17 protein-coding genes and 1 pseudogene are annotated in these 14746 nt (G+C 61.7%); 12 read left to right on the forward strand and 6 right to left on the reverse strand.

The window, feature by feature from the left end; all coding sequences use genetic code 11:
• Position 1 precedes the first annotated feature (1 nt).
• The 6 genes and pseudogenes from GR138_RS26995 (at position 2) to GR138_RS27015 (ending at position 3446) form a co-directional block, all read left to right on the forward strand.
• Complete coding sequence (locus GR138_RS26995; RefSeq protein WP_160862366.1) at positions 2–886, forward strand: Gfo/Idh/MocA family protein; 885 nt, start codon at positions 2–4, stop codon at positions 884–886.
• The gene (locus GR138_RS27000) at positions 883–1596 is read left to right on the forward strand and encodes an acylneuraminate cytidylyltransferase family protein (RefSeq protein WP_160862367.1); all 714 of its coding nucleotides are present in this window, start codon (positions 883–885) and stop codon (positions 1594–1596) included. Before GR138_RS26995 ends, GR138_RS27000 begins: the two co-directional genes overlap by 4 nt.
• On the forward strand, positions 1593–2399 hold the full coding sequence (locus GR138_RS27005) for an SDR family oxidoreductase (protein ID WP_160862368.1): 807 nt from the start codon (positions 1593–1595) through the stop codon (positions 2397–2399). The genes GR138_RS27000 and GR138_RS27005 overlap by 4 nt, the downstream gene beginning before the upstream one ends.
• Positions 2400–2511: 112 nt before the next feature.
• Positions 2512–2877, forward strand: a pseudogene (locus tag GR138_RS27010) (IS3 family transposase); the annotation flags it as partial.
• 18 nt (positions 2878–2895) lie between these two features.
• Positions 2896–3087, forward strand: coding sequence for a hypothetical protein (locus tag GR138_RS30380; RefSeq protein ID WP_202402883.1), 192 nt, complete (start codon positions 2896–2898; stop codon positions 3085–3087).
• Between the two features lie 170 nt (positions 3088–3257).
• Entirely contained in the window at positions 3258–3446 is a 189-nt protein-coding gene (locus GR138_RS27015; protein WP_069059796.1) for a YegP family protein, read from the forward strand.
• Positions 3447–3505: 59 nt separating this feature from the next.
• On the opposite strand, the gene GR138_RS27020 is transcribed toward GR138_RS27015, so the two are convergent.
• Positions 3506–4054 carry a cupin domain-containing protein gene (locus GR138_RS27020; RefSeq protein ID WP_160862369.1) on the reverse strand — a complete coding sequence of 183 codons (549 nt, stop codon included), beginning with the start codon at positions 4052–4054 and terminating at the stop codon, positions 3506–3508.
• A 143-nt stretch (positions 4055–4197) separates the two neighbouring features.
• Between GR138_RS27020 and aptA the strand changes: the two genes are divergently transcribed.
• Both aptA and GR138_RS27030 read left to right on the forward strand, forming a co-directional pair.
• Positions 4198–5535: an omega-aminotransferase AptA gene (gene aptA, locus GR138_RS27025; RefSeq protein WP_160862370.1), complete on the forward strand. Its 1338-nt coding sequence runs from the start codon at positions 4198–4200 to the stop codon at positions 5533–5535.
• 58 nt (positions 5536–5593) lie between these two features.
• Complete coding sequence (locus GR138_RS27030; RefSeq protein ID WP_160862371.1) at positions 5594–5953, forward strand: winged helix-turn-helix domain-containing protein; 360 nt, start codon at positions 5594–5596, stop codon at positions 5951–5953.
• A 16-nt stretch (positions 5954–5969) separates the two neighbouring features.
• Here the strand turns inward: GR138_RS27030 and GR138_RS27035 are convergent, their stop codons facing one another.
• The 5 genes from GR138_RS27035 to GR138_RS27055 form a co-directional block, all read right to left on the reverse strand.
• On the reverse strand, positions 5970–6377 hold the full coding sequence (locus GR138_RS27035) for a VOC family protein (protein WP_160862372.1): 408 nt from the start codon (positions 6375–6377) through the stop codon (positions 5970–5972).
• 130 nt (positions 6378–6507) lie between these two features.
• The gene (gene modC / locus GR138_RS27040) at positions 6508–7581 is read right to left on the reverse strand and encodes a molybdenum ABC transporter ATP-binding protein (RefSeq protein ID WP_160862373.1); all 1074 of its coding nucleotides are present in this window, start codon (positions 7579–7581) and stop codon (positions 6508–6510) included.
• A complete protein-coding gene (gene modB, locus GR138_RS27045; protein ID WP_160862374.1) occupies positions 7578–8279 on the reverse strand; it encodes a molybdate ABC transporter permease subunit in 702 nt (233 codons plus the stop codon). Before modB ends, modC begins: the two co-directional genes overlap by 4 nt.
• Before the next feature lie 227 nt (positions 8280–8506).
• Positions 8507–9280, reverse strand: a complete 774-nt coding sequence (gene modA / locus GR138_RS27050) for a molybdate ABC transporter substrate-binding protein (protein ID WP_160862375.1) — start codon at positions 9278–9280, stop codon at positions 8507–8509.
• Positions 9281–9447: 167 nt separating this feature from the next.
• Entirely contained in the window at positions 9448–11115 is a 1668-nt protein-coding gene (locus tag GR138_RS27055; RefSeq protein WP_160862376.1) for a chemotaxis protein, read from the reverse strand.
• A gap of 420 nt (positions 11116–11535) precedes the next feature.
• On the opposite strand from GR138_RS27055, the gene GR138_RS27060 reads away from it, so the two are divergent.
• Genes GR138_RS27060 through GR138_RS27075 form a run of 4 tightly spaced genes read left to right on the forward strand, consistent with a single transcriptional unit; the run spans position 11536 to position 14736 of the window.
• Positions 11536–11862, forward strand: a complete 327-nt coding sequence (locus GR138_RS27060; protein WP_160862377.1) for a hypothetical protein — start codon at positions 11536–11538, stop codon at positions 11860–11862.
• Positions 11862–12230, forward strand: a complete 369-nt coding sequence (locus GR138_RS27065; RefSeq protein ID WP_160862378.1) for a response regulator — start codon at positions 11862–11864, stop codon at positions 12228–12230. Before GR138_RS27060 ends, GR138_RS27065 begins: the two co-directional genes overlap by 1 nt.
• Complete coding sequence (locus tag GR138_RS27070; protein ID WP_160862379.1) at positions 12227–14221, forward strand: chemotaxis protein CheA; 1995 nt, start codon at positions 12227–12229, stop codon at positions 14219–14221. Before GR138_RS27065 ends, GR138_RS27070 begins: the two co-directional genes overlap by 4 nt.
• A complete protein-coding gene (locus GR138_RS27075) occupies positions 14218–14736 on the forward strand; it encodes a chemotaxis protein CheW (RefSeq protein ID WP_160862380.1) in 519 nt (172 codons plus the stop codon). Before GR138_RS27070 ends, GR138_RS27075 begins: the two co-directional genes overlap by 4 nt.
• Positions 14737–14746: the final 10 nt, after the last annotated feature.

The raw sequence follows: 14746 nt of genomic DNA on the forward strand, positions 1-14746 counted from the left end.
TATGCGAATTCTGATTATCGGCAATGGCTCGATCGGGAACCGCCACGCCCGCCTTCTGGCATCCGCTGGACACGACATAGCCATACTGTCCACCCGACCAGTCGAAAAACATCGCAGCTTCACGGTCCTCAATGAAGCGCTGGCGGATTTCTTGCCGGACTTTGTGATTGTCGCGAGCGTGACGAGTCGCCATGGCGCAGATATTGATGCCCTCTTAGAGCGCGGGTATACCAAGCCGATTTTGGTGGAAAAGCCGCTTCTTGCAACAGTCCCCGCAGGTGATATCCCGGAGCCACGTCCTTCAGTCCGGGTTGCTTATAATCTCAGGTTCCATCCAGTGATTATAGCCTTGCGAAAGGCGTTGGAGGGAAAAAAGGTTTTCGCGGCCAACATTGTCGCCGGCCAGCATTTGTCCCAATGGCGCCCTGGGCGAGACATGCTGTCCACCTATTCCGCAAGCAAGGAGAGGGGAGGTGGCGTGGTGCGGGATCTTTCGCATGAGCTTGATCTAGCGCAGCATGTATTCGGCCCGCTTTCGCTCATAGCAAGCCACAGCGCGCGGGTAGGTTCCGTTACGATCGATAGCGAGGACGTAGCCACGGCCATCCTGTCGTCAGCTTCATGTCCCTTGATCACGATCCATTTAAACTATCTTGATCGGCAACCCCGCCGGCATTGGGTGGTGATAACAGATACCGGTACAATCGAGGCGGACCTGGTCAAGTCCATAATCAGCATCAATGGAGAGCACGAGACCATTCCAGTCGCCCCCGATGAGACCTATAAACGACTGCACCAAGCGGTGCTGGCCGGCGAAACCGGCCCGTGCAATTGGGATGAAGGAATTGCCGCCGTGACATTGGCTGACAGGATAGCCCCTCTATGACCGAGACGCCGAAATTCATCTGCACCATCTGCGCCCGCGGAGGCTCCAAAGGGGTTCCGGGCAAGAACATTCGCATGCTGATGGGAAAGCCGTTGATCGGCCATTCAATCGCCCAGGCCAAGGCGACAGGGCTTTTTGCAGCGATAGCGATCAGCAGCGACAGTGAAGAGATTCTCGGTGTTGCGCACGAGTATGGTGCCGACTTGCTCATCAAGCGCCCCGACGAACTGGCATCCGACACCGCTGGCAAATTGCCGGCAATACTTCATGCCCTGGCAGAGGCTGAGGCCCGCCTAGGTGTCGAGGCTGATTATCTGATCGATTTGGACGCAACCTCGCCCCTAAGATTGCCGGAGGATATTCAGGCCTGCGCCAACCTGCTGATTGAGACCGGCACAAGCTGCGTTATCACCGGCACGCCAGCCCATCGCTCCCCCTATTTCAATCTCGTTGAACGAACGCTGGACGGAACCGTCCAGCTAAGCAAGCAGCTATCGAAACCGGTCCTGCGCCGTCAGGATAGCCCGGAATGCTATGATATGAATGCTTCGATCTATGGTTGGCGACGCGATGCGCTAAGCAAAGATCCGAAGGTATTCTATCCAGATACCCAACTCTACGTCATGCCGCGGAATCGTTCCGCTGACATCGATGAAGAAATGGATTTCGCCATCGTAAAGATGATCATGCAGCAAAGGGAAGCGAAATGAGTTACTTTCCAGCCCAGTTCGATCTGAGCGACAGAGTGGCCGTTGTCACTGGGGGAGCGGGTTTTCTCGGCCGGCATTTCTGCCACGCCCTGGCCTCCGCGGGAGCGAACGTGGTGGTTGCCGACCGTAGTCAGGAGGGAGCCGATGCGGTCGCCCATGAACTCCCGGGAAACCCACTTGCCATCGGCATTGATCTGGCCAACGAGGATCAGATCGTCGCAATGGTGCAAAAGGTCACCAGCTACTACAATCGGTTAGATATTCTTCACAATAATGCCGCAACCAAACCGAACGAGTTGCGCCGATTCTTCGACCCGGTGGAAGCCTTCTCCATGGACGTCTGGCACGAAGTCATGCGTATCAATCTGGATGCCATGTTTATGGTGGCTCGGAACTGCGGTGGATACATGGCTAGGCAGGGACGTGGCAGCATCGTCCAGACCGCATCGATCTATGGGGTTTATGCTCCCGATCCTCGCATTTATGAAGGTTCCGACTACCTCGGGGGACCGATCAATACTCCAGCCGTCTACAGTGCCTCCAAAGCTGGGGTTATTGGACTGACGAAATACTTCGCGACTTATTGGGCACCTCACGGCGTGCGAGTGAACGCCCTGACGCCCGGCGGCGTCGAAAGTGGCCAAAACGATGTCTTCCGCGAAAAATACAGTGCTCGCGTGCCGCTGGGACGCATGGCCAAGCCGGAGGAAATGACCGGTGCTCTGCTCTTCCTCGTGAGCGATGCAGCCAGCTACGTTACCGGGCAAAACATCATTGTCGATGGTGGGCTGAGCGCCTGGTGAAGCCACGCCGACTTACTGCAAAGTCTCCAGCTTAAACAAATGCGGCCATCGGAAAAAAGTTCGCACTCCGAAACTCGCGGAGTGCGGCGATGATTCTGAAGACAATGCCAAGAATGCCAACATGACGGCACGGCTCGTCCCAGATGCGCTGATCGTGGCAATCTGGCGTCGAGAAAAGCCAGAAAGGTTGCTGCACCATTCCCATCAGGGAAACCAACAACCAATAGACAAACGAGTGGTTCCAGATCCACATACGACCAACACATTGCCTGCTCGATGCGTCGCTCTGGAAATGTCTGGGACCACGCCGCAATGGAGAGTTGCTGCTCATCATTGAAAACGATGAGAACGGCGTGAAAGGTTACCGCACGAGGAACGACGCCAGAGCGGATGTGTTGGATGACATCGAGCTGTTCTGAAACCGAAGCGCCGCCATTCGACACTGGGCTATATCAGCCCAAAGGAATTTGAAACCAAACGGGATGAGCTTAACCTCGTGTCCGACAAACGACATCAGGCCAGTCTGGAGAGGTTGCAGAAGAGCCTCTGCGAGGATTGCGATCTGACGGTGAAACTCCTGCTGACGTCGCCCGTTCCAGTGCTGCAGGATCAGGCTTTCGATGGTCGAGCAGCGGGAACACTTTACCGTTCTGAAGCGCTCGCCGGGAGCCAGAACCCCACGGAATAGGCTCTCGTCGGCAGCCGATTGTGTGGAAGGGTCAAATGTCTTCGCGGGCCAGTCGAATAGCACGGCAAGCTGCGAGTGGCTTTACAGGGTATGGCCTGTCCGCCCCTCTTGTCAGCCGTTTACTCGACTGGCACTTTGCACAGGTGATTCACCTGCAGGGAGAAACGTCCATGGCGCACAAGTTCGAGATCTACAAGGACAAGGCTGGCGAATATCGCGTTCGCTTCAAGTACAACAGCGAAGTGATGTTCGCGACGGAAGGCTATTCCAGCAAGGCCAGCGCACAGAACGCCATCGACTCGATCAAGAAGAACGGCCCCGGCGCGCCTGTCGAAGACAACACGACGCCGCAGGCCTGATCCGGTCCAATCTTTGAAAAGCCCGCCTCCGGCGGGCTTTTTGCATTTTATGAGGCTGCTCAGAAGGTCGGCGGGGTGCAGGCGCTGATGACCTCGCAGGGCACCGGGCCGACGCAGCGGAAGCGGTGCGGGCGGCGGCTTTCGAAATAGTAGGCGTCGCCCGGGCCGAGGATGCGGCGCTCATCGTCAACGGTCACTTCGAGGCGGCCCGAGAGCACGATGCCGCCCTCCTCCCCGTCATGCGCCAGCGGCACCTTGCCGGTGTCGGCGCCGGGTTGGTAACATTCCTTCAGGATCTGCAGGCTGCGGCCGAACAGGTTGTCACCGATCTGGCGGTACGAAATTCCGCCCTTGCCGATCTCGGTCAGTTCGTCGACACGGTAGAATGCCTTCTTCGGACGGTCCGGCTCGAAGGCGAAGAATTCGGCAAGGCCGATCGGAATGCCGTCGAGGATGCGCTTCAACGCGCCGACGGAGGGGTTTGAGGCGTTCGATTCGATCAGCGAGATCGTCGAATTGGTGACGCCCGCGCGTTTGGCGAGTTCGCGCTGCGAGAGATTGTGGGCCATGCGCAGGTGACGCAGCCTGCCTCCGATATCGACCGACATGGCATTTCCTGTTCTAGATGTTCGAAATAGCGAAAACCTCGCTCTCCATATCCTTTATTTTCAATCGCTTGGCGTCAACCAGAAAAGGACTTGTTCGGCATCGCAAATCATGGCGTCAATCGCCCCAATCAGAGGAGATTGCCATGAACGTTCACAACAAGCCCAATGAACCGGTGCTCGACAGCTACTGGATGCCCTTTACCGCCAACCGCCAGTTCAAGGCAGCACCGCGCCTGCTCGCCAGCGCCGAGGGCATGTATTACACGAGCGCCGATGGTCGCCAGGTCCTCGATGGCACCGCCGGCCTCTGGTGCGTGAACGCCGGCCACGGCCGCCGGCAGATCGCCTCCGCAGTCGAGCGCCAGCTGACGCAGCTCGATTTTGCGCCCTCCTTCCAGATGGGCCACCCGATCGCCTTCGACTTCGCCGAGCGCCTGGCGGAAATCGCACCCGGCCCGGACGGCGCCAAGCTCGACCGCGTGTTCTATACCGGTTCGGGTTCCGAATCGGTCGATACGGCCTTGAAGATGGCCATCGCCTATCAGCGCGCCATCGGCCAGGGCACACGCACGCGTCTGATCGGCCGCGAGCGCGGCTATCACGGCGTCGGCTTCGGCGGCATCTCCGTCGGCGGCATTCTCAACAACCGCCGCGTCTTCCCGCAATTGGCGGGCTCGGACCATCTGCGCCACACGCATGACCTTGCCAAGAACGCCTTCGTGAAAGGCCAGCCGGAGCATGGCGTGGAGCTTGCTGACGATCTGGAGCGGCTGGTTGCGCTGCACGGCGCGGAAACCATCGCGGCCTGCATCGTCGAGCCGGTCGCCGGATCCACGGGCGTGCTGATCCCGCCGAAGGGCTATCTCGAAAAGCTGCGTGCGATCTGCGACAAACACGGCATCCTGCTGATCTTCGACGAGGTCATCACCGGCTTCGGCCGTCTCGGCGCCGCGTTCGCCACCGACTATTTCGGCGTGACGCCCGATCTCGTCACCACCGCCAAGGGCCTCACCAACGGCGCGATCCCGATGGGCGCAGTGTTTGCCAGCCGCAAGGTGCACGATGCGCTGATGCATGGGCCGGAAAACGCCATCGAACTGTTCCATGGCTACACCTATTCCGGCCATCCGGCCGCCTGCGCCGCCGGCATTGTGACGCTCGACATCTACCGCGACGAGGGCCTGCTCACCCGCGCTGCCGACCTCGAGGACGACTGGCAGACGGCGATGCATTCGCTGAAGGGCCTGCCGCATGTCATCGACATCCGCACGATCGGGCTGATTGCCGGCATTGAGCTGGCCTCGCGCGACGGCGCACCGGGCACCCGCGCCTATGACGTCTTCGTCGATTGCTTCGAGAAGGGCCTGCTGATCCGCGTGACCGGCGACATCATCGCCTTCTCGCCGCCGCTGATTGCGGAGAAGAAGCATTTCGAGGACATCGTCTCGATCCTCGGCGATGCGCTGAAGCGCGCGGCCTAAGCTTTCCTCGGCCAAAAACACTGTTATATCTGGGCCCGTATTCATACGGGCCCTTTTCATGTCAGCACTTGCCAAAAGCCAACCGACGCTCATCTTCCGGCTCCAGTTCGAGCCGGAGGGACGGATCGGACGTGGGAAAATCGAGCTTCTTGCGCATATCCGGGAGACCGGCTCGATTTCCGCAGGCGGGCGGGCGATGGACATGTCCTATCGCCGCGCCTGGCTGCTCGTCGATGAGATGAACCGGCTGTTCAAGGAGCCCGTGGTGGAATCGCAGCGTGGCGGCAAACAGGGCGGCGGCGCTGTGCTGACACCCTTCGGCGAGGCGCTGATCACCCATTACCACGCGATGGAAGAGAAGGCGCGCGCGGCGCTGGCCGACGATATCGGCTGGCTCGTCGCCAACCTGGCCGATTGATTTTTTTTCAAGCGCGTCATTCTCGGTCGGCATCGGAGGCGGCGACAAATTCAACCTTGATCCGATCCGGATCTTCGATGAACAGCGCGTAGTAATCGCTTCCGCCATTTGCGAACGGGTATCGATCGTCATAAAGGCAGGAAACGCCGTTCTCCCGGCAAAAATGCCTGAGCCTGTCGACCGTCTCCCTATCCTCTACGCGAAAAGCAAGATGGTTGAGGCCAACGCCGCTTCGGTGATAGGGCCGAAGGGCATGCTTTTCCGCCACCTGCACGAATGTCAGATAGGCATCGTTCCCATGGCCGAGCGTGAAACCATCCTCCCAACGACCACTTTCTTCATAGCCGATCTGTGCGAGCAGGGACGTCCAGAAAGTTCGCGAGGTATCGAGGTTGGACACATAGATCTCAACGTGATGGAGCATCGGCTCGTCTCTCCGAAAGCAGGCTGTTCGTCACCATAAGCTATCGGTTCTCCGCCCTGATCGCCATCCACCTCTTCACGTTCGATGACAAATCTGGTGGAAGGGTTCGAGGCTCACGTCTGCAACAATTCTATTCCAGCGCTACCGTCTTGATGACGGCATGAACGGCAAGGCCGAGCACGAGACCGAGGCGCTCGACGGAGAGCGCGGTGATGCGGGCACGTACGTGATCCCCACCGCAAGCGATGCGCAGGCTCGCCATGCCCTCCCCGTCCGGTTCGATAGCCTCGACCATGCCCTCGAGAATGTTGAGCGCGCTCAAGCCTTCCGGACGCACCGTCGCCACCATGACATCGCGGGCGGGGATGCGCACACGCACCGTCTCGCCGGGCGAGACGGTGGCGCCGGGCACGAGGATGGCGGCACCGCCGTCGAGGCGGATGGTGGCGAGGCCATGGGCGGCGTCGCGCGTCTCCACGCGGCCGGTGAGCACGCTGCCGGCCTCACGGCGTTCCATGGCCGAGGTGAGGCGCGGGCCGCCGAGCACGTCCGAGGCCGGGCCGATCGCCTCGATGCGGCCGCCGGCCATCAACACGACCTTGTCGGCAAGACGGGCGACTTCGGCGACGGAATGACTGACATAGACGATGGGAATGCCGACTTCGTCGCGCAGGCGCTCCAGATAGGGCAGGATTTCCGCCTTGCGCTCCTCGTCGAGAGCCGCAAGCGGTTCGTCCATCAGGAGGAGACGGGGGGAAGCGAGCAAGGCGCGGCCGATGGCCACACGCTGTTTTTCGCCGCCGGAGAGATTGGCCGGCTGCCGGCCCAGCAGGTCGCCGATCCCGAGCAGATCGACGATGCGGCCCGGATTTTCCGTGCGCGCGCTTTTCGGAGAGAACCAGCGGCCGTAATCGAGATTCTGGCGCACCGTCAGGTGCGGGAAAAGGCGCGCTTCCTGGAAGACATAACCGAAGCGGCGGCGGTGCGGCGGCACGAAGAGGCGACGAGACGTATCGACCAGCACAGCGTCGCCCAGCTGAACGCGGCCCTCCTTCGGGCGCGTCAGGCCGGCGATGATACGCACGAGCGAGGTCTTGCCCGAGCCGGAGCGACCGAAGAGCGCGGTGACACCGCCATCGGAGGTAAAGGCCGCATTGAGCGAAAAATCGCCGAGCCGGTGGCGTGCTTCGACGATCAGGCTCATTCGAGGTGCACCTTGCGGCCGATGCGCTGGGCGAGAACCTCCGAGGCGAGCAGCGCGGCCATGGAAATGGCGATGGCGACCAGCGTCAGCCGCATGGCGCCGGCATCGCCGCCGGGCACCTGGGTGAAGGTGTAGATGGCGGCCGACAGCGTCTGCGTTTCGCCGGGAATGTTGGAGACGAAGGTGATGGTCGCGCCGAATTCGCCCATGGCCTTGGCGAAGGCGAGGATCATGCCGGCGATGACGCCGGGCAGGATAAGCGGCAGGGTGACGGTGAGGAAGACCCAGAGGGGACTTGCGCCGAGCGTGCCGGCCGCTTCCTCCAGTTTGCGGTCCACGGCCTCGATGGAGAGGCGGATGGAGCGCACCATCAGCGGAAAGCCCATGACGCCACAGGCAAGCGCTGCCCCCGTCCAGCGAAAGGACAGCACGATGCCGAACCATTCGTCGAGCAGGGAGCCGATCGCGCCGCGCCGGCCGAACAGGACGAGCAGCAGGAAGCCGGTGACGACCGGCGGCAGGATCAGCGGCATGTGGACGATGCCGTTCAACAGCGACTTGCCCCAGAAGCGGCCGCGCGCGAGGGCAAGGGCAACCAGGATGCCGAGCGGCAGGCTGACGAGAACCGCAACCGTCGAGACCTTGAGGCTCAACCGGATCGCCGTCCATTCCTCGTCGCTCAACGCAAGCCAGTCCACGCGGGGTTCCTTCGAAATACAAGTGGCCCGGGCATCAGGACCGAGCCAGACCGTCGACAAGGCCCGAAAACCTTCCCTCCGCCATGGTCGGGCTTGACCCGACCATCCATGCAACTGGCGCCGCGTGGATCCTCGGGTCAAGCCCGAGGATGACGAAGTGCGCGGGGTGCGATTTGTCAACACAACGAGCCCCGGGTTTAGCGCCCGGGGCTGTTGCGAGGCTCGTGTCACTTCAGGATGGTGAAGCCTTGCTCGGTGAAGAAGGGTGCGGCCTTGTCCGACTTAAGGAAATCGAGATAGGCGGCGGCGGCAGCGCTCTTCGATTCCGTCAGGATGGCGACCGGGTAGATGATCGGCGGGTGGCTGTCTTCCGGGAAAGTGCCGACGACGGCAACGCCCGGATCGGCGGCGGCGTCCGTCTGGTAGACGATGCCGTAGGGTGCCTCGCCGCGCGAGACGAGCGCGAGGGCCGCACGCACGCTTTCCGCACCCGCGACCTTGCCTTCGACGGCGGACCAGACGCCGAGCTTCTCAAGCGCCGCCTTGCCGTATTTGCCGGCGGGCACGCTGTCGACCGCGCCCATGGCGAGCTTGCCGTCACCGACGAGGCCGGCGAGGTCGAAACCGTCCTTGATCTCGACGGTCGTCGCCTTGTCCTTCGGCGCCACGAGAACGATGCGGTTGCCGAGCAGGTTGGAACGGGTGTCGTCCTTGATCAGCTTCTTTTCGGCGACGTAATCCATCCAGGCCAGGTCAGCCGAAATGAACAGGTCGGCAGGCGCTGCCGCCTCGATCTGCTTGGCGAGCGCCGAGCTTGCAGCATAGGAGACCGTCGTTTCGTTGCCGCTTTCCTTCTGCCAGGCGGCATTTGCCGCATCCAGCGCGTTTTTGAGGCTCGCGGCGGCGAAGACGGTGACCTTTTCCGCGGCCGCGGCCGGCAGGGCGAGCGGGAAGCTGGCAAAGGCGGCGACGACAAGTTTCAGAAGCAGGCGACGGTTCATTTCTGTTCTCCCTTTCCTGCCTGTCCGGCAGCGTGATATCTCCTTGAATATATCGACATTTGTGGCTTGGCCAGCGGTATATTTTCAAAAATACAATGAAACTGACTGCGGCAGATCGATCGGAAAGACCGGCCGGGGAAACGGTGCGTCGATGCCGGATCAGGCGCCTAGAACAGGGCGTCGTCGAAGAGGTCTTCGTCGCTCTGGGCGACGGCGGGTGCCGGGGGCGTCTCGACCGCCGTTCCGAAGATGCGGGCATGCACCTCGCGCTCGGACACCATGGTATAGGTGCGCGCGATGCGGCTGCCGAGATCGGCAAGCGCATCTTCGAGGCCGGCCGTGTCAGGCAGGTCGTGGCCGGCCAGCTCGCCCGCGCGCGCCGAGCAATCGGCCAGCACGTCGCCGAGTTCGGCGTTGAAGTCGAGGTCGCCGATGATCCGGCCCGCCTTGGCGGACATATCCGCGCCGCAGGCGCGCAAGGCCTCCATGTCCTCCTCCATGCGGTCACCCGCACGGCGGATATGCTCCAGCACCTCTGCGAGATGCGTATCAAGCGAACCGCCTGCGGTGGCGCCCGCCTCGCCCAGCTTGCAGGCGTCGCCTTCCAGCGATTGCAGCGTCGTCAGGATGCGCTCGGCTGTATCGTCGAGCTGACCGGAGAAGGTGCGCAACTCCGCCGTCACGACATTGATCGCCCGCCCCTCTTCGCCGAGCTTGCCGCAACGCAGGTTGGTATTGAGCGCCATGTAATGGATGTCGGTACGCACGAGCTGAATGGTCTTCACGCCCTTCAGCAGTTCCTGCACGGTCTCGACCGTATTGGAGCCAAGCGCATTGGCCTTGTCGGCCGCCTGCTCGATATCTCCCACCACGGCGCGTGCGGCGGTGATATCAGCTTCCAGCGTGCGCATGGCGCGGTCGGCAGAACGGCCGTCGCCGGCATCCATGTCGCCGTGAAGCACCATCAGGCCATCGATATCCGCCCCGAAGCTGTGGATCGTGCCGACGACGGTTTTGCATTCCCGTTCGAAATCGCTGGCGATTTCGATGAGTTGTTCATGCACGAGGTGACGCACCAGCGCGGTGAGACGCCCGGCCGCCGCGGCATCCAGCGCGCACGCCTCAAGATACTCATCGAGGAAGCTGAAGGCGGACTGGCAATGTTCGATGCGCTGGCGCGTGATGTCGCCGATCTGCATGGACGAGAGCGTGGTGGCCACCTTGCCCTGCACCCGGCGCGCCGAGGCGCCGACCTTGCCGGCGAGCTGCGACAGATGGCGGCGCTGGGCGGTAAGGTCCGCCGCGTTGCGCGAGAGGTTTCCGGCAATGTCGGGAACGCTGCGATGGAAGCGCTCCAGCGCCTGCCCGCCTCCGGCCGAAGCGGCGTCGATCACGCTGCCGAGCGTGCCGATCTTCGTGCCGAGCGCACTGACCGCGCCGGAACCGAACTGGATGCGTTCGAGAATCTCGTCCGCGAAGCCGGAAAAATCCGGAATGGCGGCGCCGGTGATCTTTGCGGTGGTCGCGAAGGTGCGCAGATAGCGCAACGTCTCCTGCATGTCGGCGATGTAACCGCCAAGCGACTTTTCCGTGACGGCGATGCTGGCGAGGCGCTGCTGGCGCGTTTCTTCGATGCCGGGCAGTGCCGTCAGCTGGTCGATGGTCGCGACAAGCCGGGCGATCGTCGCCTCGGCGGTTTCGTCGTCGAGGGAGCCGGAGAGTTTTTCCAGCGATGCAACCATGCGGTTCAGGAGATCGAGCGCAGAGAGCAGCACCACGCCGCCATCGAGGAACCGCTGCTCGATGCGGGAACGCGCCCCTTCGAGACGGGACACGAGCTCTGACTCCGCCGTCTGCCGCTCGATGCGAACTGCGCTCGTTGTTCCTGACACGCTATACCCCACTCACAAGAATCCGTGAAAGCACCCTAGGGAGAACAATGTAACGCCCAGTAAATTCGCTTTTCCTTATGGAGTAAAATCCGGCGACATCGAGGCCTTTTTCGCTCCACTACCCGAAGATGTAGCCATCCCTAGAATTAGGGATTTAGAAATAATATCTATCGTGTCTAAATTTCTAATTTTATTTTTAAAACAATAATTTAGCTTATTTACCTGCCGTTGCGGGAGCCGGTGTATTTTTTCAAACGGACTACCAATGGGTGAATTTAGCAACCGCGCTTTACCGTTCATTAAGCCTGACCGGGGAATCTGTCGCGGGAAATACTTTCCTCAAAAACGCATCTCGAGGTCTCCATGTCATCGCCCCTGCCCGGTGACGCGCCGTTAACCTTACCGGCGACGCTCACCATCAAGAATATATTGGCAGTCCAGGAGTTGATCTTGGATTTTCTAAATAAAAATACGACCACCGTTCTGGATATTGATGAAGAGGCGCAGATCGACCTCAGCTTTGTCCAGCTCGTGACGGCCGCGCGCAAACAGGCGGAAATGAAAGCAGGGCGGGTTCTACTTGCCCGGCCCGCGACGGGAGACCTTTACGACGTGCTGAAGCGTGGCGGTTTCCTCGATGACATGACGCCCGAGGCCGCACATTTCTGGTTGCATCAGGAGACGAATTGATGTCCGCGAAAATCTTGACCGTTGACGATTCCGCCAGCATCCGGCTGACGACACGGGTCACCCTCAGCAATGCCGGCTATGCGGTAACCGAAGCGGTCGATGGCCTCGACGGCCTGAACAAACTCAAGGCCGGCGAATACGACCTCGTCGTGACCGACCTCAACATGCCGAACATGGATGGCCTGACCATGATCCGCGAGCTGCGCAAGCTGCCCGCGCATACCGGCGTTCCGGTCATCTTCCTCACCACCGAATCCGACGGCGAAATCAAGGCCCAGGCGAAGGCAGCCGGCGCCACCGGCTGGCTCACCAAACCGTTCGATCCGGAAAGCCTGGTCAAGATCGCCAAGAAGGTTCTCGGCAAATGAACAACCCGGACCCGATCTCAGTCTTCCGGACAGAAGCGGCCGAACTGCTGGAACAGATCGAGTCCGGCCTGCTGGATCTCACGCGCAGCCTCGAAGACCGCGACCAGATAGACGCGGTCTTCCGCGGGCTGCACACGCTCAAGGGCTCCGGCGCGATGTTCGGCTTCGAGGCGCTCGCGGCCTTCACCCACCATTGCGAAACCGCCTTCGACCGGGTGCGCAAGGGCGATGTGCCCGCAACGCACGAACTGGTCTCGGCGGTGCTGTCCGCACAGGACCATATGCGTGCGCTGCTCGAAACGCCGAACGGCGACCATGACGCGATGAGCGCCGCCCTGCTCGATAACCTGCACCGCGCGGTCAACGGTGCCGGCTCCCCTACCCCCATCACCACCGTCATCGCGACCAATCCGGTTGTCGAAAAGGCGGGCGGCCTGCGCGAATGGCGCATCCGTTTCAGTCTGCCGGCCAACGCCATGGCGAACGGCACCAATCCGCTCGGCCTGCTTGATGAGATGCGCGACCTCGGCGACTGCCGGATCATCGCCGACACGACGAAGGTGCCGGAGCTTGCCACCCTCGACCCGCGCGGCATCCACCTTGCCTGGGATGTGACGCTGAAGACCGAAAAGCCGCGCAGCGATATCGAGGACGTGTTCATTTTCGTCATGGACGACATGGCGCTGGAGATCATGGAAGTCGCCGTGGATCCGCCGGCTACTGCTCTTGTCGACATGCCGGTCGCAAAAGCCGTGGTCGTCACCGAGCGCGAAGCGCCGGCCGTGCAGGCCGCCAACGATTCCAAGCAGGCGAAATCCGCGGAAAACGTCCGCGTCCCGGCCGAGCGGCTCGACGAGATGATGGACCGCGTCGGCGAACTTGTCATCGCCCAGTCCCGCCTCACCCAGCTTGCCGGCACGGCGGCCGATCTCGGCCTGCGCTCCGTTTCCGAAGAAATCGAGCGGCTGTCCGGCGAATTGCGCGACACGATGATGGTGCTGCGCATGATGCCGGTCGCCAGCCTTTTCAGCCGCTTCCGCCGCCTCGTGCACGATCTTTCGCGTGAGACGGGCAAGGAAATCGAACTCATCACCGAGGGCGAGAGCACCGAGGTCGACAAAACGGTCATCGATCGCCTCGCCGATCCGCTCGTGCATCTCGTGCGCAATTCGATCGACCACGGCCTTGAACAGCCGGAAGAGCGCCTTGCCGCCGGCAAGGAGGCCAAGGGCAAGGTCATTCTCTCGGCGCACCAGACGGGCGGCGAGGTCATCATCACCATCAAGGACGACGGCCGCGGCATCAACCGCGAGCGGGTGCGCGCCAAGGCGGAAGCCTCGGGCATCATCCAGCCGGGCGCGACGCTGACCGACCAGGACCTGCTCCAGCTCATCTTCCAGCCGGGGTTTTCCACAGCTCAAACCGTCACCAACCTCTCCGGCCGCGGCGTCGGCATGGATGTGGTGAAGAAGACGGTGGAGGCGCTGCGCGGCACGATCGACATTACCAGCAAGCCGGGCGAAGGCTCGACTGTCGCGTTGCGCATCCCGTTGACGCTTGCGATCATCGAGGGCCTGCTCGTCCGTGTCGGCCAGGGCTGCTACGTCATCCCACTTTCGGCAGTGGAAGAATGCCTGGAACTGTCGCTCGAAGACGACCTGCGCTCGCGCGGGCGCAGCTTCATCTCGCTGCGCGACAGCCTCGTGCCGTTCCTCCGGCTGCGCGAACTTTTCCGCACCGGCACGCAACCCGATCCGCACCAGAAGGTCGTCGTCATCTCGACCGGCTCGGAGCGCGTCGGGCTCGTCGTCGACCAGATCATCGGCGATCACCAGACAGTCATCAAATCCATGTCCAAGCTGCACCATGACGTCGTCACCTTCTCGGGCGCGACCATCCTTGGCGATGGCAGCGTCGCCCTGATCCTCGACGTCACCCATCTCGTCGCGGCCGGACAACAGCAGGAGGCGCAATTGCGGGCGGCAGGATGAGCGAAGCGGCACGAAAAATCGACTATGACGCCATCTGGGGCGAGGAGGAGGACCTCTCGGTTCTCACCTTCAATCTAAACGGCGAGACCTTCGCCATCGAGGCGACCGTCGTGCAGGAAATCCTCGATCTCCTGCCGGAGACCCACGTGCCGGGCAGCAAGCCCTTCGTATCCAGCGTCATCAACTTCCGTGGCAAGGTCATCCCGCTTGCCGACATTCGCCTCGCCTTCGGCATGGATGCGACGGAAACGACCATCGACAGCCGCATCGTCGTCATCGAACTCGATCTTGACGACGAGGCAACGCTGATCGGCATCCGCACCGACAAGGTCAACGAGGTCACCACGCTCCCCAGGCTCGCCAGCGAGCCGCCGCCGAGCGTCGGCATGCGCTGGCGAGCCGACTACATCAGCTGCCTCGTCAAGCGCGGCGGCGAATTCATCATCGTCCCGAACCTGCACGCGATCTTCTCCTCCCAGAGAGACCGCACCGGCACGGCCACAGCGCCGAACTAGGCACCAGGAG

The organism is Shinella kummerowiae, assembly GCF_009827055.1.
In the GTDB taxonomy this organism is placed as follows: Bacteria; Pseudomonadota; Alphaproteobacteria; order Rhizobiales; family Rhizobiaceae; genus Shinella; species Shinella kummerowiae.

Bases quoted from the DNA above. Each gene is read 5' to 3' on its own strand.
- GR138_RS26995 (WP_160862366.1), top strand. From the start codon at position 2: ATGCGAATTCTGATTATCGGCAATGGCTCGATCGGGAACCGCCACGCC.
- GR138_RS27000 (WP_160862367.1), top strand. From the start codon at position 883: ATGACCGAGACGCCGAAATTCATCTGCACCATCTGCGCCCGCGGAGGC.
- GR138_RS27005 (WP_160862368.1), top strand. From the start codon at position 1,593: ATGAGTTACTTTCCAGCCCAGTTCGATCTGAGCGACAGAGTGGCCGTT.
- GR138_RS27015 (WP_069059796.1), top strand. From the start codon at position 3,258: ATGGCGCACAAGTTCGAGATCTACAAGGACAAGGCTGGCGAATATCGC.
- GR138_RS27020 (WP_160862369.1), bottom strand. From the start codon at position 4,054: ATGTCGGTCGATATCGGAGGCAGGCTGCGTCACCTGCGCATGGCCCAC.
- aptA (WP_160862370.1), top strand. From the start codon at position 4,198: ATGAACGTTCACAACAAGCCCAATGAACCGGTGCTCGACAGCTACTGG.
- GR138_RS27030 (WP_160862371.1), top strand. From the start codon at position 5,594: ATGTCAGCACTTGCCAAAAGCCAACCGACGCTCATCTTCCGGCTCCAG.
- GR138_RS27035 (WP_160862372.1), bottom strand. From the start codon at position 6,377: ATGCTCCATCACGTTGAGATCTATGTGTCCAACCTCGATACCTCGCGA.
- modC (WP_160862373.1), bottom strand. From the start codon at position 7,581: ATGAGCCTGATCGTCGAAGCACGCCACCGGCTCGGCGATTTTTCGCTC.
- modA (WP_160862375.1), bottom strand. From the start codon at position 9,280: ATGAACCGTCGCCTGCTTCTGAAACTTGTCGTCGCCGCCTTTGCCAGC.
- GR138_RS27060 (WP_160862377.1), top strand. From the start codon at position 11,536: ATGTCATCGCCCCTGCCCGGTGACGCGCCGTTAACCTTACCGGCGACG.
- GR138_RS27065 (WP_160862378.1), top strand. From the start codon at position 11,862: ATGTCCGCGAAAATCTTGACCGTTGACGATTCCGCCAGCATCCGGCTG.
- GR138_RS27070 (WP_160862379.1), top strand. From the start codon at position 12,227: ATGAACAACCCGGACCCGATCTCAGTCTTCCGGACAGAAGCGGCCGAA.
- GR138_RS27075 (WP_160862380.1), top strand. From the start codon at position 14,218: ATGAGCGAAGCGGCACGAAAAATCGACTATGACGCCATCTGGGGCGAG.